Origin of the sequence: Deinococcus sp. JMULE3 (assembly GCF_013337115.1) — a bacterium.
In the GTDB taxonomy this organism is placed as follows: Bacteria; Deinococcota; Deinococci; order Deinococcales; family Deinococcaceae; genus Deinococcus.
The window spans coordinates 368,927-388,988 of the sequence record NZ_SGWE01000004.1; the positions used below are offsets into that span (position 1 = coordinate 368,927).

General features: G+C 71.5%; 19 protein-coding genes. 15 read left to right on the plus strand and 4 right to left on the minus strand.

Annotated elements, in window-relative coordinates:
* Positions 1-49 precede the first annotated feature (49 nt).
* The 15 genes from EXW95_RS04595 to EXW95_RS04665 all read left to right on the plus strand — a co-directional run bounded on the left by EXW95_RS04595 (position 50) and on the right by EXW95_RS04665 (position 16,091).
* Complete coding sequence (locus EXW95_RS04595) at positions 50-1,132, plus strand: sensor histidine kinase KdpD (RefSeq protein WP_174366467.1); 1,083 nt, start codon at positions 50-52, stop codon at positions 1,130-1,132.
* Positions 1,129-1,713 (plus strand): response regulator, encoded by a 585-nt coding sequence (locus EXW95_RS04600; RefSeq protein WP_174366468.1) that lies wholly within the window; start codon positions 1,129-1,131, stop codon positions 1,711-1,713. The genes EXW95_RS04595 and EXW95_RS04600 overlap by 4 nt, the downstream gene beginning before the upstream one ends.
* Before the next feature lie 99 nt (positions 1,714-1,812).
* Positions 1,813-2,286 (plus strand): hypothetical protein, encoded by a 474-nt coding sequence (locus EXW95_RS04605; RefSeq protein WP_174366469.1) that lies wholly within the window; start codon positions 1,813-1,815, stop codon positions 2,284-2,286.
* A 116-nt stretch (positions 2,287-2,402) separates the two neighbouring features.
* Complete coding sequence (locus tag EXW95_RS04610) at positions 2,403-2,885, plus strand: hypothetical protein (protein WP_174366470.1); 483 nt, start codon at positions 2,403-2,405, stop codon at positions 2,883-2,885.
* A gap of 97 nt (positions 2,886-2,982) precedes the next feature.
* On the plus strand, positions 2,983-3,486 hold the full coding sequence (locus tag EXW95_RS04615; protein WP_174366471.1) for a hypothetical protein: 504 nt from the start codon (positions 2,983-2,985) through the stop codon (positions 3,484-3,486).
* Positions 3,487-3,530: 44 nt separating this feature from the next.
* Entirely contained in the window at positions 3,531-4,694 is a 1,164-nt protein-coding gene (locus tag EXW95_RS04620) for a pyridoxal phosphate-dependent aminotransferase (protein WP_174366472.1), read from the plus strand.
* Between the two features lie 52 nt (positions 4,695-4,746).
* A complete protein-coding gene (locus EXW95_RS04625) occupies positions 4,747-5,514 on the plus strand; it encodes an AIM24 family protein (protein ID WP_046842722.1) in 768 nt (255 codons plus the stop codon).
* 207 nt (positions 5,515-5,721) lie between these two features.
* Positions 5,722-6,867 carry an undecaprenyldiphospho-muramoylpentapeptide beta-N-acetylglucosaminyltransferase gene (murG, locus tag EXW95_RS04630; RefSeq protein WP_174366473.1) on the plus strand — a complete coding sequence of 382 codons (1,146 nt, stop codon included), beginning with the start codon at positions 5,722-5,724 and terminating at the stop codon, positions 6,865-6,867.
* Positions 6,868-6,977: 110 nt separating this feature from the next.
* Entirely contained in the window at positions 6,978-8,324 is a 1,347-nt protein-coding gene (murC, locus tag EXW95_RS04635; RefSeq protein ID WP_254605743.1) for a UDP-N-acetylmuramate--L-alanine ligase, read from the plus strand.
* A complete protein-coding gene (locus tag EXW95_RS04640) occupies positions 8,321-9,205 on the plus strand; it encodes a UDP-N-acetylmuramate dehydrogenase (RefSeq protein WP_174366475.1) in 885 nt (294 codons plus the stop codon). The genes murC and EXW95_RS04640 overlap by 4 nt, the downstream gene beginning before the upstream one ends.
* A 68-nt stretch (positions 9,206-9,273) precedes the next feature.
* Positions 9,274-9,990, plus strand: a complete 717-nt coding sequence (locus tag EXW95_RS04645) for a cell division protein FtsQ/DivIB (protein ID WP_371809905.1) — start codon at positions 9,274-9,276, stop codon at positions 9,988-9,990.
* On the plus strand, positions 9,987-11,336 hold the full coding sequence (gene ftsA / locus EXW95_RS04650) for a cell division protein FtsA (RefSeq protein ID WP_174366476.1): 1,350 nt from the start codon (positions 9,987-9,989) through the stop codon (positions 11,334-11,336). The genes EXW95_RS04645 and ftsA overlap by 4 nt, the downstream gene beginning before the upstream one ends.
* Positions 11,337-11,632: 296 nt before the next feature.
* Positions 11,633-12,691, plus strand: a complete 1,059-nt coding sequence (gene ftsZ / locus EXW95_RS04655; protein WP_174368816.1) for a cell division protein FtsZ — start codon at positions 11,633-11,635, stop codon at positions 12,689-12,691.
* A gap of 408 nt (positions 12,692-13,099) precedes the next feature.
* Positions 13,100-14,263 carry a branched-chain amino acid ABC transporter substrate-binding protein gene (locus tag EXW95_RS04660; RefSeq protein WP_174366477.1) on the plus strand — a complete coding sequence of 388 codons (1,164 nt, stop codon included), beginning with the start codon at positions 13,100-13,102 and terminating at the stop codon, positions 14,261-14,263.
* 292 nt (positions 14,264-14,555) lie between these two features.
* Entirely contained in the window at positions 14,556-16,091 is a 1,536-nt protein-coding gene (locus EXW95_RS04665) for a glycoside hydrolase family 68 protein (RefSeq protein ID WP_174366478.1), read from the plus strand.
* 49 nt (positions 16,092-16,140) lie between these two features.
* On the opposite strand, the gene EXW95_RS04670 is transcribed toward EXW95_RS04665, so the two are convergent.
* The 4 genes from EXW95_RS04670 to EXW95_RS04685 all read right to left on the minus strand — a co-directional run bounded on the left by EXW95_RS04670 (position 16,141) and on the right by EXW95_RS04685 (position 19,973).
* Complete coding sequence (locus EXW95_RS04670; RefSeq protein ID WP_174366479.1) at positions 16,141-17,253, minus strand: DUF58 domain-containing protein; 1,113 nt, start codon at positions 17,251-17,253, stop codon at positions 16,141-16,143.
* On the minus strand, positions 17,250-18,212 hold the full coding sequence (locus EXW95_RS04675; RefSeq protein WP_174366480.1) for a MoxR family ATPase: 963 nt from the start codon (positions 18,210-18,212) through the stop codon (positions 17,250-17,252). Before EXW95_RS04675 ends, EXW95_RS04670 begins: the two co-directional genes overlap by 4 nt.
* Positions 18,209-19,642, minus strand: coding sequence for a DUF4129 domain-containing protein (locus tag EXW95_RS04680; RefSeq protein WP_174366481.1), 1,434 nt, complete (start codon positions 19,640-19,642; stop codon positions 18,209-18,211). The genes EXW95_RS04675 and EXW95_RS04680 overlap by 4 nt, the downstream gene beginning before the upstream one ends.
* 67 nt (positions 19,643-19,709) lie before the next feature.
* Entirely contained in the window at positions 19,710-19,973 is a 264-nt protein-coding gene (locus EXW95_RS04685) for an acylphosphatase (RefSeq protein ID WP_174366482.1), read from the minus strand.
* Positions 19,974-20,062: the final 89 nt, after the last annotated feature.

Sequence of the window (20,062 nt, forward strand, 5' to 3'; positions counted from 1 at the left end):
GACAGGTGAGTGAGGGTTCTGTCAGAGGGGCGCGCGTAGCCTGAGCTTCATGAGCGCCGGGTCAAATCTGAATGCCGCTGCCCGCCCACGCGGACTGCGGGTGCGCACGACCCTGCGCGCGCAGTTCACGCTGGTGATCTTTCTGCTGGCGTTCCTCCCGAACCTCGTGATGACCCTGATGGCCCAGCCGTCGCTGCCCAGTGGCGCGATCCTCGCGTGGATGGTGCTGGTGGGCGCCACCTGCGCGCTGGTGGGCTTCGTGCTCAGCGGCGCGCTGCTCACGTCTGTCAGCCGCCTGCGGGGCGAGGTCATGAGCGGGCATTTCGGTGAACCCCACCCGGACGACCCCAGCGAGATCCTGTCGCTGCGCCAGGCGTTCACGGATCTGCTGGGTCGCCTGAGCACCGAACAGGCCCGGCGCAACGCGTTCATGGCGACGCTGGTGCACGACCTGAAGACGCCGCTGATCGCCACCGGGCACCTGACGAAGATCATCACGACCATGCCCGTCCCGGACGCCGAGCGGCGCATGATGGGCGAGCAGATCCAGGCGGAAACGGCGCGGCTGCTGGCGCTGGTGCAGCAGATGGCCGACGCGCACCGCTTCGAGCAGGAGCAGGTGCAGGTGCGCGTCGCCCCGGCCGACCTGCGCGCCCTGCTGGACGAGGTCGCCACCCGCGTCGCCACGCAGGCGCACGAGCGGGGCGTGCAGGTCCGCGTGTGCGGGCGCGGCGTCGCGGCGGCCGACGCGGCCGTCCTGGAACGCGCCGTCACGAACCTCACCGTGAATGCCCTGCGGTACGCGCGGACGCACGTCACGCTGGAAGTCACGCCGTCGGGCCTGACCGTCACCGACGACGGCCCCGGCCTGCCCGCCCCGCTGGACGAACTGGCGCAGCCGTTCAACGCGCAACCCACCACCATCGCCGGGAAGCAGTACACGTCCGGCACCGCCGGGCTGGGCCTGTTCATCGTGCGGCGCATCGCGCAGGCGCACGGCGGCGACCTGCATTACGACCGCGTGCCCGCCACGCCCCCCGAACACCCACCGGCGCCCCCGCCCGACGACCAGCCCGCCCCCCCCGCTGCCCTGACCCGCTTCACCCTGTCCCTCCCGGAGGTTCAACCATGAGATTAGTCATCGCCGACGACCACCCCCTCTTCCGCATGGGCCTGAAGTACGCCCTGATCCACCAGGGGTTCGACGTGGTCGCCGAGGCCAGCGACGGCCTGGCCGCGCTGGAAGCCTGCCGGGCGCTGCAGCCCGACGCGGCGCTGCTGGACGTGAAGATGCCCGGCATGACCGGCATCGAGGTCTGCGAGCGGCTGCGCCAGAGCAACCCCCGGCTGGTCAGCGTGCTGATCACGACCTTCGCGGAGCCCGCCATCGTGCAGGCTGCGCGGGCCGCCGGGGCGCGCGGGTACGTCAGCAAGGAAACCGACCCCGAGAGCCTCGCGCGGCAGTTGCGGGACATCGTCGCGAACCCCGAGATCGACCGCCTGCCACAGGTGGACGTGCCGCGCCTGACACCCCGCGAGTCCGAGGTGCTGCCCCTGCTGGCACAGGGCTACAGCAACAAGGAGATCGCGAAGAACCTCGGGGTCAGCCCGGACACCGTCAAGGACCACCTGGCGCGCCTGTACGCGAAACTGGACGCCGGGGACCGCACCGAGGCGGTCAGTCGCGCCCGCAGCATCGGCCTGCTGCACTGAACGTCGCCTGAGATGCGCCGCCTCTCCCCCGCCGGGGGCACGGGGCGGCGCGCGTCATGTGTGGCAGGTGAGGGTCCACGCAGCCCATACACTCGCCGCATGAAGACTGCTGCCCTGATCACTGGTGCCGCCCTCCTCCTGAGCGGGACTGCCGCCGCGCAGACCGGCGTGCAGGTCTGGGGTGGGCTGGGCCCCGACGCGTACATCATGCCGACCGCCAGCCTGGGCCTGAGTGCGGACGTGGCGCGCTTCGGCGGCCTGACCGCGTCGGTGCGTGGCGGCGCCAGCCTGTCCGTGCTACTGCTGGTGCCGGACGCGACCGGCCCGGTGCCCACGTACTCCGCCGAGCTACTGCTGCGCGGCAATGAACCCGGCATGAACCTGTACGGTGGCCCGAGCGTCGGGAACATCGCGGGGCTGGCCTGGATTCTGGGCGGCGTGGCGGGCGTACAGGGTCCCCTGGGTCAGGGGAACTGGGGGTACTTCGGGGAACTCAAGGCCCGGTACCTGCTGGGCGTGGACCAGCCCGTGCTGCTGCCCGGCGTGAACCTGGGCGTGACCTACCGCTTCTGATACGGACTCGGATTGAATGTCTTGCAGAGCCGTTCACTCCGAGCGGATGCGACTCACTTAGCTGCCCCGCAGGCGAGGCAACCTGGCGTTCTCCCGGCTGCTACCTTACGCACAGAATGAGGAATCTTAAGCTGTCTTCATGCGTGGTCACGCTGGCCGCCCTGCTGCTCGCCACTCCTGCACAGGCACAGTCAGCAGGTCGGTCGCCCCTGCTGTGGGCGCACAGCGGCCTGGAGTTCATGGTGTTCCCCACAGCGGGCGTCGGGGCCAGCCTGCCGTTGGGGCGCGTGGACCTGCGCGCTCAGCTCGGAGCCGTCTACTCGCGCTGGATGCCGGGCACGGACGGCACAACGCCCCTCCAGGTGAACCTGGACGCGCTGTACACCTGGCCGCGGGGGGACGTCGTGTGGTACGCCGGTCCGGGCGCCGGACTGTTCGGAGCCCCGATTCTGGTGGGCAACGTGACCGGTGGCGTGCGGGGTGAGTACGGCAGTGGCCCGCTCGGGTGGTTCATGGAGGGGCAACTGCGGGGCCGGATCGAGCAACCGCACCCGGAAGTGTTGCCCACCCTGCACCTGGGCCTCACGTACCGGTTCTGACCGAACTGCGCCGCGCCGCCTCTCCCCCGCCGGGGGCATGGGGCGGCGCGCGTCATGTGAGGCAGGTATCGGGCGGCCCGGTCCCTAGACTCGGCGGGTGAAGATTCTGAAGTCCGTTCTGGTCGCGGCGTGCCTGTCGGGCGCGGCCGCCGCGCAGTCCTCGTCCACCCCGGTGTCGTCCACCGATCTGCCGCGCGGCACGACCGTGTGGGTGAATACCGGCACGGAGTTTGTCATTCTCCCCGCGCTGGGTCTGTCCGTGAGTGTCCCGGTCGGCAGCGTGGACGTGCGCGGCAGTGTGGGCACGATGTTCCTCCCGATTGCCGCCGATGGGATGAACGGACCGGCGACCCTGCCGGTGTACGCCAGCGTGGACGCGCTGTTCAACTTCCCGCAGGGGAGCGTCAATCTGTACGCCGGGCCGGGACTCGGCACGGTGAGTGGGCAGGTGCTGCTGCTGAACGCCACGGCGGGTGTGCGCGGCGAGTTCCGTCAGGGCAATCTGGGCTGGTTCTCCGAGGCGAAACTGCGGAGTTACTTCGTGGACGGCGGCTCCGTCACTCTGCCGGGACTGCATCTGGGCGTGACGTACCGCTTCTAAACCTCTCGCCGCGCGCCAGTCGGGCCGCCTGTACCCTGCGGGGTATGAGCGGCCCTTTTCTGCTGTCCGAGCGTGCCCTGAGCCTGAAGCCTTCCGCGACGGTCGCGGTGACGAGCCGCGCGCTGGAGTTGCGGCGGCAGGGCGTGGACGTGATCAGCATGAGCGTCGGCGAGCCGGATTTCGACACGCCGGATCACGTGAAGGCGGCGGCCATCGCCGCGATCGAATCGGGCAAGACGAAGTACACGGCGGTGAACGGCATCCCGGAGCTGCGCGAGGCGATCAGCGCGAAGTTCGCCCGTGAGAACGGCCTGAGCTACACACCGGACGCGGTGACGGTCACGAGCGGCGGGAAGCAGGCGCTGTTCAACGCTTTTCTGGCGCTGCTGAACCCGGGGGACGAGGTGCTGATCCCGGCGCCGTACTGGGTGAGCTACCCGGAGATGGTGGCCCTGACGGGCGCGGTGCCGGTGACGGTGCCGACCACGCCGGAGTCGGGGTTCCTGCTCGATCCCGATGAGCTGGAGGCGCGCGTGACGCCCAGGACGCGGATGATCGTGCTGAACAGCCCCGGCAACCCGACGGGCGCGGTGTTCCCGCCGGAGGTGCTGCGCGCGGTGGGGGCGGTGGCGCAGAAGCACAACCTCGTGATCGTGACGGACGAGATGTACGAGCATCTGGTATACGACGCCGAGCAGGTCAGCATCGGACGGTACGCGCCCGAGCACACGCTGACCATCAACGGGGCGAGCAAGGCGTACGCGATGACCGGGTGGCGCATCGGGTACGCGGGCGGCCCGAAGGGCGTGATCGCCGCGATGAACGCCCTGCAGTCGCAGAGCACGAGTAACGCAAGCAGCGTGTCGCAGTACGCGACGCTGGCGGCCCTGTCGGATCAGGCGCACACGGCGGCGTTCGTGGACATGGCCCGCGCGGCGTACCGCGAGCGGCGCGACCGGATCGTCGCGGGCCTGAACGCGCTGGGCCTGCGCACCCCCACGCCGCAGGGCGCGTTCTACGTGATGGCCGACACGACCACGATTCACCCGGATGAGCTGGAGGCGGCGCGGCGCATTCTGGACGACGCGCGGGTGGCGGTCGTGCCTGGCACGGATTTCGCCGCGCCGGGGCAGGTGCGCCTGAGTTACGCGACGAGCATGGCGAACATAGAGGAGGTCCTGCGCCGCATCGGTGGGCTGCTGGGCTGACCCGGTCACGCGGCCGGGAACCGTTCGGCGCGGCCCGTCGTACTGTGGTGTCATGACGAACATGCATCCCGGCAGTGACGGCACCTACAGCCTCCGTGACTTCATCGCGCAGACCGCCGAGCGGGACAACCCCGGCGAGGTATTCGAGCTCGAAAGCAGCAAGATGCTGGAGGTCAAGGTCAACGGCCGCATCTGGAGCAAGCTGGGCGCCATGGTCGCCTACAAGGGCAACCTCTCGTTCACGCGTGAAGGCATGCTCGAAGGCGGCCTGATGAAGGCCCTGAAGCGCGCCGTGTCGCAGGAGATGAGCCCCCTGGCGAAGATCGAGGGGCGCGGCGTGGCGTACCTCGCCGATCAGGGCAAGGAAGTGCAGATCCTGCGCCTGCAGGGTGACGCGCTGAACGTGAACGGCAACGACCTGCTGGCCTTCGAGGACACCGTGCAGTACGACATCACCATGCAGCGCCGCATCGCGGGCATGGCAGCCGGTGGGCTGTTCAGCGTGCGCGTGCAGGGGCACGGCATGGTCGCGATCCTCAGTCACGGCAAGCCGCTGACGCTGCGCGTGACGCCGCAGGAGCCGATCTTCACCGACCCGAACGCCACGATCGCCTGGAGTGGCAACCTGCAGCCGCAGCTGCGGATGGATTCCAGCATGCGCAGCATGTTCGGGCGAGGCGGCGGCGAGACGTACCAGATGGTCTTCCAGGGCGACGGCTTCGTGGTCGTGCAGCCCTACGAGGAGTTCGAGGCCGGGATGCTCGGCGGCGACAGCCACGGCGGCAGCGTCGGCAAGAGCCTGGGCGACCTGTTCGACTGAGCGCGGGGAAGTGGGCAGTGGGGAGTGGGTCGGCTGGATGACCCGCCCCGTGCCCTGGGGGGAGGCGACGCGGTGTGGTCGTCTCCCCTTCCTGTCGTCGCCCCCTGACCGCTCCCACCGCGGCATTGTGGATTCCACTGCCCACTCACCACTTCCCACTGCCTACACCCCACAACCCACCCCCCTGACGGGCTAGACTCGCCCGCGATGAGTCTGGTTGTGATGGCGACGGGGGGCACGGGGGGGCATATCTATCCGGCGGTGGCGACGGCGCGGGAGCTGTCGCGGCGTGGGCATGAGGTGCTGCTGCTGGGGCAGCGGGGCGGCATGGAGGAGCGCGTGGCGCGCGAGCAGGGCCTGCCGTTCGAGGGTGTGGACGCCGGGAAGCTGGCGCGCAGCGGGCAGGGCCGCCCGGACCCGCGTGAGCTGCTGCGGGCCGGTCAGGGCGTGTTGCAGGCCCGCTCGGTGCTGAACCGGCTGAAGCCGGGCGTGGTGGTCGGGTACGGGGGCTTCGCGAGCCTGCCGGGGGTGCTGGCCGCGCAGAGTCTGGGCGTGCCGACGGTGCTGCACGAGCAGAACGCCCGCCTGGGCCTGACGCAGCGGCTGGCGGTCCGCAAGGCGCGGGCAGTGGGGACGGCGTACGAGCGCGTGATCGGCCTGAACCCGGCGCTGGCGACGATGGTGGGCATGCCAGTGCGCGAGGAGCGGCTGCCGCGCGCGGAGGCACTGGCGCGGCTGGGCCTCCAGGAGGGGCCGCTGACGATCTTCGTGATGGGCGGGTCGCAGGGGTCGCTGTTCCTGAACCAGACGGTGCCGGACGTGCTGCGGCACGCCTTCGGGTCCGAGGGCCTGCTGCCCCCCGGGCATGAGCCGAGCCGGGGGCTGGTGGATCTGGACTTCACGGGGGCAGGCGGCGCGGGGGGTGGGGTGCAGGTGCTGCACTCGACCGGGCCGCGCTGGCTCTCGGAGGTCGCGCCGGGCGTGCAGGACCTGGAGTGGTTCGAAGCGGCCGGGTACGTGGACGCGGTGGCGGCGTGGTCCGTGGCTGACCTGGCGATCACGCGCGCGGGGACGAGCACGCTGGCGGAGGCGGCGTATCACGGCGTGCCGCTGATCATGGTGCCGCTGCCGGAGTCGGCGGAGAACCATCAGTTCCATAACGCGCAGGCGGTGCAGGCAGCGGGGGCGGGGCTCGTGGTGGAGCAGAAGAACGCCTCAGAAGCGCTGGGGCGGGCGGTGTTAGAGTGTGCGGCAGCGGGGACGCGCGCCTCGATGGCAGAGGCGGCGCTCGGCCGGGCCCAGACGGGCGCGGCGGGGCGGTTCGCGGACCTGATCGAACGGCACCTGCGTTAGTGGGCCGCACTCCACTCATGACTGACCTATCCAATGCTGTTTCCTCGCCCGGCGTGGCCGCGGCGTCCTCAATCGATTCTTCCCGTCCCGAGGCCCTGCACTATCACCTGATGGGGGCGGGCGGCATTGGCATGAGTGCCTTCGCGCGCCTGCTGTCGGCGCAGGGGCACCGCGTGAGCGGCTGTGACGAGCACGTCACGGACCTGACGGCGCGCCTGTCGCAGGAGGGTATTCCGGTCGCGCCGGAGCACTCGGCGTCGCACGTGACCGACGAGCCGTTCGGGCGCGTTGACGTGCTGGTCGCGTCGGAAGCGGTTCCGAAGGACCATCCGGAGCTGGTGGCCGCGCGCGCGGCGGGTGTGGAGATCCGGCCGCGCATGGCGCTGCTGGACGAACTGCTGCGGGCCGGGACGAGCATCGGCGTGATCGGCACGCACGGCAAGACGACCACGACCAGCATGATCGCCGTAGCGCTGGCGGGGGCCGGGCTGGACCCGTCGGCGTTCGTGGGCGGCATCGTCCCGGAGTTCGGCAGCAACGCCCGGACGGGCAGCGGTCCCTTCGTGGCCGAGGTGGACGAGAGCGACAAGGGTTTCGCGGCGCTGGCGGCGGGCACGGCGGTGTTCACGAACGCCGAGGACGACCACGTGGGCGGCAACCAGGCCACCTACTGGGAAACGGTGGAGGAGCAGCACGCGGCGTTCGCGCGCTTCGTGGCGCAGTCGGGCCGGGTGCTGCTGTGCGCCGACTGGCCGGGCCTGGACGCCCTGTGCGCAGGCGCCCGTGAGCGCCTGACGTACGGGCAGGCCGAGGGGGCGGACTACCGCGCCGTGAACCTGCGCCCGGACGCGGACGGCACGACGTTCACGGTGCTGCGCCGGGGCGAACCGCTGGCCGAGGCGCGCGTGGCGCTGCCGGGCCTGCACAACGTCCTGAACGCGCTGGCAGCGCTGGCGGTCGTGGACCTGCACGGCGGGAACGTGGAGCAGGCGGCCTCGGCCCTGGCGGAGTTCCGGGGGCCTGGGCGGCGCTGGCAGCGCATCGGGGAACTGAACGGCGCGCTGGTGATCGACGATTACGCGCACAACGCCACGAAGGTCGCGGCGGCGGTGCAGGCGGCCCGGCAGACGGGGCGGCGCGTGCGGGTGGTGTTCCAGCCTCACCGGTATCTGCGCACGCAGCAGTCCTGGCCGCGTCTGGCGGACGCGCTGATGGACGCGGACGAGGTGCTGCTGCTGGACATCGCGGCGGCCAGCGAGACGCCCATTCCCGGCATCCACGCGACGCTGATCAGCGACCGCATGAGCGAAGGCGGGCACGCGGGCGTGCGCTACCTGCCCGACCGCGCCGAGGTGCTGCGCGTGCTGCGCGAGACGGCCGGACCCGGCGACCTGATCGTGACGATGGGCGCGGGCGACGTGTGGAAACTGTCGCGTGAACTGGTGGGGACGCTGTGACCGCCACGCTCAGCCGCACGGGCGCGCGCGTCGAGCGGCTGCCCCTGGCGCGCTTCACGACGCTGGGCGTCGGCGGCGAGGCCGAGGTGTGGTTTGTCGAGACGCACGAGCAGCTGCGCGAGGCCATGGCGCAGCCGTACCGCATCCTGGGGGGCGGCAGCAACCTCGTGATCGCGGATGAGGGCGTGCCGGAACGCGTGATCCGCCTGAGCGGCCCGCTGGCCGAGCGGGACCTCACGCCGGACCCCACCCTGAGTGACGACACCTGGGTCGTGACCGGCTGGGTGGGCGGCGGCGTGCCCCTGCCCGGATTGATCCGGCAGCTGCAGAAGCTGGGTCTGAGCGGCCTGGAGGGCACCGTCGGCATTCCCGCGCAGGTGGGCGGCGCGGTGTGGATGAACGCCGGTACCCGCTACGGCGAGATGTTCGACGGGCTGCACACCCTGGAGATCGTCACGCCCGAGGGGTTGCGGCAGGTCACGCCGGACGACCTGAACTGGGGCTACCGCGACAGCGGTATTCCGCGCAACCACATCGTGACCCGAGTGCGCCTGAAACTGCGCCGCGCCGCGCCCGACGAGGTCCTGGCGAAGATGGACTTCGCGGATCAGGCCCGCAAGGGCCAGCCGAAGATGAAGACGCCGGGCTGCGCGTTCAAGAACCCGGGCGGCGTCAGCGCCGGGAAACTCATCGACGAGGCGGGCCTGAAGGGCACCCGCGTCGGCAACGCGCTGATCGCGCCGGAACACGCGAACTTCATCGTGAACCTGGGCGGCGCGACCGCCGCCGACGTGCACGCCCTGCTGGACGTCATCCGCGAGCGCGTGCCGGTCCCGATGGAACTGGAGTACGAACTGTGGCCGGGGATCGCCTCCTCGTGAGCAGCCCGGAGCGGCCCCGCAACCGTCGCCTGGACCCACCCGGTCCAGACGTGACGGGTGGCCCGGCAGTGGCCGCCCCTCCTGCGGCGCCGGATCCGGCTGGCCCGGCACCGGTCACGTCCGGGCTGGACCCTGCACCTGCTGATCCCGCCGGACCCGCGCCCCGCCGTCGCTCGCGCCGTCCCCTGTGGACGGCCCTGGCGGCGGCGCTCGTGGTGGGGGCCGGGGTGGGCGCGTGGTTCGCGCTGCCCGTGAAGACCGTGACGGTCAGTGGCAACGTCCGCCTGAGCGAGGCGCGGGTACGGACCCTGGCGGGCCTGGACGGCAGTTTCGGCTGGCTGTACTACGGCGCGTGGCGCGCACGGGGCCTGCTGGACAGCCCGTGGGTGCAGTCGGCGGCCGTGACGCGGATCTTCCCGGACCGCGTCACGGTGCAGGTGACGGAACGCACGCCCGCCGCGCGCTGGCAGCGCCGCCCCGGCGAGGTCGTCGCGGTCGCGCGGGACGGAACGGTCCTGCCGGGCGCGACAGGCACGGCGAAACTCCCGCTGATCAGCGGCTGGGGGCCGGACCGGGTGCCGGAAGTCCTGCACCTGCTGGACACCCTGGCCCGCTACAATGCGCAGTCGGTCAGCTATACGCCGTCGGGCGTGACCGTGAAATTCCGCTCCTCGTCGGTGTGGAGTGGCGACCTGCGCGCCCTTGTGAAGTATGCTGGGAGCATCAGCATGTATCCAGACCGTGACATCTACATCTACCCCTGGGGGGTGAGCGTCCAGGAATGAAAGAGAACAGCATCATCGTCGGCCTGGACATCGGGACCACGAAAATCACCACCGTGATCGGCGAGGTCGGTCCGAACGGCAGCGTCGACATCATCGGTGAAGGCAGCGTGCCCAGCGAGGGCATGAAGCGCGGCTCAGTCGTGAACCTCGAACGGGCCACGCACGCCATCCGGCAGTCGGTGCAGAGCGCCGAACGCGTCAGCGGCGTGAAGGTCGAGTCCGTGTACGTCACGGTCGCCGGGAATCACGCCAAGGCCATCACCAGCCACGGACTGGCCGCGATCCGCCGCAACCAGGAGATCGGGCAGACCGACGTGGACCGCGCCATCGAGAACGCCCGCGCCGTGCCGCTCGATCCCAACCTGGAGATCATCCACACCCTCCCGCAGGAGTACGTCGTGGACGGCCAGGAAGGCATCAAGAACCCGGTCGGAATGCACGGCGTACGCCTGGAGGTCGACGTGCACATCGTCGCCGGGACAGGCGGACCGCTGCTGAACCTGCGCCGCTGCGTGCAGGAGGCCGGGCTGCGCGTCGAGGGTTTCGCGCTGCACGCGCTGGCCAGCGGCCTGGCGACCCTGGAGGCCGCCGAGCAGGCGCAGACGGTCATCGTGGTGGACATGGGCGGCGGGACAACCGACGTGGCCGTGTTCAAACGCGGGAACCTCGCGCACTCGGCGTGCATTCCGATCGGCGGGGATCACGTCACGGCGGACCTCGCGCAGATCCTGAAGATCCCCACCGAGGAGGCCGAGAACGTCAAGCGGCGCTACGGCGCGGCCCTGCCGGAACTCGCCGATCAGGACCTGACGCTGGAGATCACGACGTCGTCGGGCAGCACGCACGCCATCACGGCCTTCGAACTGTCGCGGATCATCAAACCGCGCCTCGCGGAGATCTTCGGCATGATCCGCGACGAGATCGACCAGACCCTCGGGCCTGTCGAGCTCGTGGCGAACGGCGTGATCCTCACGGGCGGCGCGGCGCTGCTGCGCGGCACGCCGGAACTCGCCCGCGACCGCTTCCGCCTGCCGGTCCGGGTGGGCCGCCCGCGCGGCATCGGCGGCCTGACTGACATCGTCAGCGGTCCCGGCCACGCCGGAAGCGTGGGGCTGGTGCTGTACGGCATGGCCGAGGACGGCATGCCGCACCTGATGTACGGCGACATGGCGCCCGCCACGACCGCGCCCACCCCGGTGCCCCCGGCGCCCACCCACACGCCCAGCGCGCCCGCCCCCGAGGTCAGCGCCCCCGAATCCCGCCCGGCCCCCGCGCCGCGCGAGAAGGACAAGCAGGGTCCCAGCCTCGCCGAACGGATGCGTAACTGGTTCAAGGACTGGATGTGAATCCGCCCCCCTGCGTGAACCGCAGGGGAAGGTCACTGGGGGGGAGGTCGGGGCCGGGTGCCGCCGACCTCCCCCCGGCCCGCTTCGTCTGCCCGCTTCGTCTGCCCGCTTCGTCTGCCCGCTTCGTCTGCCTGCTTGGTCTGGGCAGGCGATTGACGATCAGGCCCAGCGGGACTGGCGGGTGGGACCGGCACGTGACTCGTTCGGGGCGTGCGCGCCTGATATGGTGCGCTAAACTGCCAAGCAGTCAACGACACCGGCCTGCTGTTCGGGTCGGGTCGTGGTAAGGAGAGATGATGCAAGCGGCCAGAATTCGCGTGATCGGCTTGGGCGGGGCGGGCAACAATGCCGTCAACCGCATGATTGAATCGGGACTTGAAGGCGTGGAGTTCATCGCCGGGAACACGGACGCGCAGGTGCTCGCCAAGAGTCACGCGGAGATCCGCATCCAGCTCGGGGACCGCCTGACCCGCGGCCTGGGCGCCGGGGCCGACCCCGAGGTGGGCGAGAAGGCCGCCCTGGAGGACCGCGAGCGCATCAAGGAGTACCTCGACGGGACGGACATGCTGTTCATCACCGCCGGGATGGGCGGCGGCACCGGCACGGGCAGCGCGCCCGTCGTCGCGGAGATCGCCCGCGAGATGGGCATCCTGACGGTCGCGATCGTCACCCGCCCCTTCCGCTTTGAGGGCCCCAAGCGCCTGCGCGTGGCGGAGGAAGGCATCAGCAAGCTGGCGGACCGCGTGGACGGCATGATCGTCGTGAACAACGAGAAGCTGCTGACCGCCGTGGACAAGAAGGTCTCGTTCCGCGAGGCGTTCCTGATCGCCGACCGCGTGCTGTACTACGGCGTGAAGGGCATCAGCGACGTCATCAACGTCGAGGGCATGATCAACCTGGACTTCGCGGACGTGCGCAACCTGCTCGCGAACAGCGGCACGGTCCTGATGGGCATCGGCGCCGGGCGCGGCGAGAAGGTCGCCGAGGAAGCCGCGATGAGCGCCATCCACAGCCCGCTGCTGGAACGCGGCATCGAGGGCGCGCGGCGCATTCTGGTGAACGTGACCGGCAGTTACGACCTGAGCATGACCGACGCGAACGAGATCGTCGAGAAGATCCGCGAGGCGACCGGCTTCGAGGAACCCGACATCCTGTTCGGCATCACGCCCGACGAGGCCGCCGGGGACGAGGTGCGCGTCACCGTCATCGCCACCGGCTTCAACGACATGCCGGTCACCGTGGCCGGCGGGCGTTCCAGCGTGATCGACACGATCGTCAAGCCCGTGCGCGGCGGCAGTTTCGACCCGAAGGACTACGACATTCCCGCGTTCCTGCGCAACGTCGACCGCGACTGATATGCACTCCGGCTGAAAGGTTATGCAAACCTTTCAACCCGAGCGGAGCGAGTAGGAGCGAAACGGGTTCCGGTCGTGGAGTTGGCAACCCGGTGCCTTTCCGGGTTGTCAACGAATCAAACGGAACCCGTATGACGGTTAGACTCCCCCCCTCTCCCCCACCCTCGCGGTGGGGGTTTTTCGTCGGCCCTTTTCATTGGCCCAGACGGGGTAGAGCTCTGCTTCGCCAAAAGGGGCTGTGTAGACACACCGGCCTTCACAGGGGCGCATTTGTCCGGACATCCGGCCGGGAGGCGGGCCGGGCCGCCTATCTTGAACGCTCCAGCTCCGGACTGACCGTCCGGGCAGCCGCCTCTTTCCCCTGCATCCGGACCTGCCCCCTGCGGCGGGTGTCGTCAAGGAGTTCCCATGCCCCGAGTTCCCACCACCCACCTCCTGACCGTGTCCATCCTGGCCCTGGGTGCCGCGCACGCCCAGACGCCCGTTCCCGTGAAACTCGCGACGATCAGTCCGCTGTCCGGTTCGATCAGCAACCTGGGTGTGCAGGTCCGCAACGGCGCGCAGCTGGCCGTGAACGAGTACGCACCCCGCTTCGCGAAGCTGGGCTTCCGCCTGAGCCTCGTGGCGTTCGACGATCAGGCGGACCCCGCGACCGGCACGGCCGCCGCGCGCAAGATCGCCGCGGACCGTCAGGTGCTCGCGGTGGTGGGCGCGCTGAACAGCGGCGTGACCATCCCCGCGAGCGCCGCGCTGAGTGCCAGCCGGGTGGCGGTCGTGAATTCGGGCAGCACCGCGAATCAGGTGACGGACCGCGGCCTGAAGAACGTGAGCCGGATCGTGCCGCGTGACGACGCGCAGGGTCCGGCCGGAGCGGCGTTCCTGGCGGGGACGCTGAAGGCGAAGCGGGTGTACGTCCTGAACGACAAGACCGCGTACGGCGAGGGGCTGGCCGCCGAGGTCGAGAAGACCCTCAGGGCGCGCGGCGTGAAGGTCCTGGCAAACGAGGGCACCGAGGAGAAGAGCGACTTCAGCGGCGTGATCGCCAAGATCCGCCTGCAGAAACCGGACGCGATCTACTTCGGAGGTGTGTACAACCAGGTGGGCGTGTTCCTCTCGCAGCTGCGCGGCGCGGGTGTCACGGCGCCCGTGGTGGGCGGCGACGGCCTGGACAGCCCGGACCTGGCCCGCGTGGCCGGGGCGGGCGGCACGAACGTGTACTACACGACCGTGTCGGCGCCGCTGAGTGCCCTGCCCGCCGCGAAGGCGTTCGCCGGGTCGTACCGCAAGGCGTTCGGCCGTGATCCGCAGGGCTTCGCGGCGTTCGCGTACGACGCGGCCCGCGTGGCGCTGCAGGGCATCCTGAATGCCGCGAAGACCAACGGTGGGAAGGTGCCCAGCCGCGCGCAGGTGGAATCGGCGGTGCGGGCCGGGACGTACGCCGGACTGCTGTCCGGCAGCGTGAAGTTCAACGCGGACGGGGACCGGCAGAGCGCGAAGCTGTACGTCATGAAGCTCACGGGTGGGAAGGTCAGCCTGAGCACCAGCGTGAACGTGACGCCTGCACGCCGCTGAGCACGGTATTTCCCGGCACCGGGCGCCCCTGCGCTCTCTCCGGCACGCGGGTCCGGTGTGAACGGCCTGACAGGCCGGGCCGGGCAGCTTGAGCGGGTCTGGAGCGTGCATTCGGTCACCGTTCAGACTGTGTGCGGGGCACGCCCCGGTCCGGCGCGTGCGGGCACACTGCCCCTCACAGTTCACACCGGACCGCGCCGCATCTGTCCGCCTGACCCTTCCCTGCCCCGGCGTCGCCCTGCGCGCCGGGGTGACGCCGTCCGTGGGCCTGTGTCCGTACCGGAGACCTTCCATGCCACGACCTGCCCGTACCGCCCGCACCCGTCATGCCCGCACCCTCGCCACCGTGACCCTGAGCCTGACCCTGGCCGCCTGCGCTCCGGGCGGAAGCCCGACGCCGCCCGCGCCCGACACCCGCCCGGAAGGCACCTTCACGGACCGCTGGACCCTGCAGGAGGCGCTGCAGATCCCGGCCGACGCCGACAAGACCGCTCAGACGACCATGCCGCTGATCACCAGCTGGCCGCAGGGCGCGCAGAAGACCCTGCCGGACCAGTGGGTGTGGGACACCTGGCCGCTGAAGACCGAGGACATGCAGATCGCCACGGTCCGCGCCGCGGACGGCACGCCGTACTACGTGCTCATTCACCTCAGCGTGGACGACAGCGTGCTGCCGGGCGCGCGGCACGACCTCGCCACGCTGCGCTACTCGTACTCCACCGACGGGCGCAGCTGGCAGCCGGGCGGGTACCTGTTCCCGGAGGGCGTGGTACTCGGGTCGCGCAACTGGGCGGGTTCGGCGCTGCTGAAGGCCGACGGCAGCGTCGAGGTGTACTACACCGTGACCGGCGAGCGGAACGAGGGGCCGGTGCAGGGGCCGTCTTCGGTACTGGAACGCCAGCACGTCGGGGACGTGCGGGGCGCCCTGACGGCAGACGGGCAGCTCGCGCCGCAGAGTGGCAGCGGCTTCCCGAACGAGGGCGGAGTCGGGTTCGAGCAGCGGATCGCGCTGGCGGACGGCGTGAAAGCCGAGGTCGTCGGTGGCCGCGTGGTCTTCAGCGGCACCTGGAAGCACCGGGTGATCCTGCGCGCCGACGGCACGCTGTACCAGACGGCCGCGCAGTCCGACGCGGGGCCGCTGTACGGCTTCCGTGACCCGTGGGCGTTCCGGAATCCGGCGGACGGCAAGCGGTACGTGGTGTTCACCGGGAACATGGGCGGCCTGAAATCCCAGCAGACCTGCCAGCCCGAGGATCTGGGCGACGCGACCTTCCGCGCCGGCCTGGGCGCCCTGAACGCCGAGATGCCGCTGCACAACGGCGCGATCGGGCTGGCGGTGGAGACCGCGCCGGGCGCGTGGAAGCTGCTGAACCCGCTGCTCACGGCCCGCTGCGTGAACCAGGAACTGGAGCGGCCGAACCTGCTCATGAAGGGCGGCAAGGTGTACCTGTTCTTCAGCAGCCACATCGGGAAGTTCGCGCCGTACGGGGACCTGCGCGACCGGGGCGAGGAAGGCCTGTACGGGTTCGTGGGCGACTCGCTGCGCGGCGACTACACCCCGCTGAACCGGGGTGGGCTGGTGCTGAACACCCCGCTGAACCAGCGGTACCAGAGTTACTCGTACGACGTGCTGCCCGGCGGCCTGACCACCCTGTTCGTGGACGTGCCGGGCATCGGCAATCAGGACATCAGCGTGGTGTCCACCCTGCCGCCCGAGCAGCAGCGGGCGGTGTTCGGCGGGACGCTGGGCCGGACATTGAAACTCGATATCAGCGGGAAGACCACGAACATCGTGTCGGAACTGAACTACGGGCAGATCATTCCCTGATACGCACTCGGGTTGAACGGGGTGCGCCGTCGTTCAACCCGAGTCCGTATCAGCCCGCCAGGGTCAGGACGCTCTGGTTGCCGCGCAGGACGTAGACCAGAATGCCGGATTCGGCCAGGACAGCGGCGCGGCGTTCGAGGTCCCGCACGGCGTCCGGCAGGCCCGCCCACTGCCGCCGGGCCTGCTCGCCGGGCTCGAGGTAGAAGCCTTCGGGCAGCGCGACGATGCTGACGCGGCTGGCGGTGGCGCGGGCGTGCAGCGCCTGGGTGGTCAGGTCGGCGCTGGGGCGGGCGGTGAGGATGATCAGGTTCCCCCCGGCGCGCGTGACCGGCAGCGCGGGCGGCGCCGGGTCGGGTTCCAGCCGGGCCAGCAGGTGCAGCGCGGCGTGCAGGGCGTCCGCGCCGCGCCCGGCGGGCGTGACCTGCCCCGCGGCGGCGGCCGCGACCGGGAGGCCCAGCGTCTGGCCCTCGCGCAGGAGGCTCGCGGCCAGCCGGGCGGCGCTGTCCACGAAGGTGCTGCCCCCGGCGCTGGCGTCCACGAAGACGGTCAGGCTGCTGGCGGCGGTGCGTTCGGGTTCCCGCACGACCAGTTCGCCGCGGCGGGCGCTGAGGCGCCAGTGGATGCGGCCCGGCGCGTCCCCGGTGACGTACTCGCGGGCGCTGCGCAGGCTGAGTGGGTCGTCGAGGCCCAGCTGCCGCGACAGGGTCCCCTCGGAGAGGAGGGGGCGCAGCAGGTCCGGCAGGAGCAGGCCGTGCGTGCCGGGGTACACGGTGACGGCGGTCGTGGCGGGCAGGGTGGTCTGCTGCCAGAACAGCCCCAGCGGATCGGCCCACGCGAGGTCCAGGCCCGGCCACTCGAAGTGGCCCCGGCGGTTCAGGCGCAGGGTGGTCGTGAAGGTCTGGGTGGTCTGCCCGATGTGCAGCGCGGCGGCGGTCAGTTCATGAGCGGGGACCACGCCGCGCGGAGTGGGGTCGCTGAGCGTGACGCGCAGGGGTCGGCGGGACTGCACGGTGACGGTGACGGTCAGGGGCAGCCCGCCGCCCTCGAAGCCGCTGCCCGGAACCTCACGCGTGACGGTCACGCGGGGCGGGCGGCGGGCCAGCCACCACAGGCCCCCCGTCACCGCGGCGATCAGGGCCAGCCACAGCAGCGCGGCGGTCATGCGTGCGCGGCGTTCTCGACCGGGACCGGCTGGGCGCGCAGGACCTCCGCGACGATGCCTTCCGCACTCTGACCCTGCAGGCGCGCCTCGATCCGCAGGCTCAGGCGGTGCGCGAGGACGCCGGTCGCGGCGCGCTGCACGTCGTCCGGTGTGACGAACGAGCGTCCCGCGAGCCACGCCAGGGCCTGCGCCGTGCCCTGCAATCCCAGGCTGGCGCGCGGCCCGCCGCCCAGCGTGACCAGGGGGTGCGCCCGCGTGGCGGCGCTCAGGCCCGCGACGTACGCCCGCACGGGTTCCGACACGAACACGCGCCGCACGGCCTCCTGCGCGTCCAGCAGCGCCGCCGGGGTCGTCACGGCCCGCAGCGCCTGGATCGGGTGCTCGCCCTGCAGGCGGCCCAGCATCCGCACCTCCTCCTCCGGCGTGGGGTACCCGACCGAGAGTTTCAGCAGGAAGCGGTCCAGCTGCGCTTCGGGCAGGCGGTAGGTGCCCTCGTGCTCGACGGGGTTCTGCGTGGCGATCACCACGAACGGCGCGGGCAGCGGGTGGGTCACGCCGGACTCCGTGACCTGCCCCTCGGCCATGGCTTCCAGCAGTGCGGACTGCGTCTTGGGCGTGGCGCGGTTGATCTCGTCCGCGAGCAGCACCCCGGTGAAGATCGGGCCCGGCACGAAGCGGAACTCGTGGGTGTCCGGGCGGTACACGCTGACGCCGGTCACGTCGCCGGGCAGCAGGTCCGGCGTGAACTGCACGCGCCGGAAGTCCAGGCCCAGGCTGACGGCCAGCGCGCGCGCCAGCATGGTCTTCCCGGTGCCCGGGGCGTCCTCCAGCAGGACGTGCCCCCCGGCCAGGACGCCCGCCAGCGCGAGGCGCGTGACGTCCTCCTTGCCGACCAGGACCTGGGCGACGTTGTCGAGAATCGAGCGGGCGAAGGCGGGCGTGGGTGCAGTGTGGGTCATGGCAGGTCCTTGTGATCGACGGAATCTTCGGGTGGGAGGGTCGGGATGATCTGGAAGACGGCGCGGGCGGCCTGCTCGGCCTGTCCGGCCTGCTCGTCGGTCAGCTGCCCGCCGTAGCGGACGGGTTCGTACAGGGCGGTCAGGGTGCCCAGCGGGTCCGCCAGCGGTGGGTGGTGCGCACCGAGCCGCGCGGCGTACCCGGCGGGCGTCTCGTGCGCGGCGCGGCCCAGACCGGCGTCCGACAGGGCCGCCAGCGCCTCCCGGTAGGCGACGCGCACCCGGTGCAGCGGGGCCGGCGGGGCAGAGGTGGTGGGGAGGTCGTCATGCTCCGGGGTGCCTGTCACGGTCGCAGCGACGCGGCGGCGGTTGACGAGCAGCACGGCGGCCACGATCAGCAGGGCCGCCAGGGCCAGCAGTTGCGCCAGCGGGGCGAGCCAGGTCACGCTGACGACCTGAGCGGCCGGTCCCGTGGCGGCCTCGGCCATGCGGGCCGCCTCGTCCGGGGGCGGCGCCGCGCCCGAATCGGCCGGACCGGGGGCGCGCCCCCCCAGGTTCAGCAGGATGGCCGACACGACCCACAGCAGGCCCGTCAGGACCAGCCCGGCCACCATGAGCACCTCGGACGGGTGCGGGGGGCGGCCCGCGCGGCGGCGCAGCTGGGGCACACCTGCCGCCGCCAGCAGGCACAGCAGGCCCGCGCCCAGCGCCAGCTCCGGCGGGAGCAGCGGCACGCCCACGTCCAATTGGAGCTGAGGGACGTTCCCGGACCGGTTCAGCAGATTCGGAGTGGCCGGATCAGCAGGCGCTGGCGGGGCCGCCTGGGACTCACGGGCGACCTGGGCCGTCTGCGTGGGAGTCGGCAGGAAGGCCCCCGCGATGTCCGGGCGGGGCATGGGCAGCAGGGTGCCGAGCAGCGCGGCGGCCACGGCGGCGCCCGCCACCCAGGTCCACCAGCCAGGAGCGGTCCGGGCTGCGTGGCGGGCGTCCCGCGCGGGCCGCGCCAGGGCGCCCCCGGCCAGCGCCAGGATCAGCCCCGGCTGCGGCGCGAGCAGGCCCGGCAGCAGCGCCAGCAGGCCCCGGCGCCGCCCGTCCTCCAGGGCGTGCGCCCCGGCACCCAGGGCGAACCCGGACAGGCTGAGCAGCAGGTACGTCCCGGCCAGGACCAGCAGCTGCCGGGGCTGCGCGAGCGCGGCGGGCACCTGCGCCGCCACGCTCAGCCCGATGATCAGCTGCGTGCCAAGCACGCGGGCCTGCGCCCACACGGGAAAACGGACGCCCAGTGCGAACAGCCCGCACAGGAGCGCCGCGCCCCAGGGCGGCAGCAGACCCGCGAGGCCCAGGGGCAGCAGCGCCAGGCCGTACGCGGTCAGGGGTGGGCCGGTGCGGGGCGCGGCGAGGTCGTCCGGCACCGGGGAGGTCAGTTCGGTCATGTCTGCCGGAGGATACGCGGGGCGCGCGGCGGAAGTTGCCGCAGGCCACGGCGCCGGGGCTGCCGGGTCAGTACAGGTGGAAGTCGTTCAGGCCGGTCGCCTCGCTCTGCTGGGTCTGGACGTCCTGCACGCGGGCGTGGGGCGGGCCGCGCCTGAGCCAGTGCAGCAGCCGCGCGAGGTCGTCCGTGTGGCCCTCGGCGACGACCTCGACTCGGCCGTCACTGAGGTTCTCGGCGTACCCGGCGAGGTTCAGGTCGCGGGCGTGGCGTTGCACGTAGCGTCGGTAGCCGACGCCCTGCACGGTTCCGGTGATGAGGGCGGTCAGGCGCATGGGGGGCATGCTAGCGGCTTTCGCCCGCCCGAAGCGTGGGTTTCTGACGGTTGCGTGAGGACGCCGTGGGTGCGGCATTCACGCGGCGC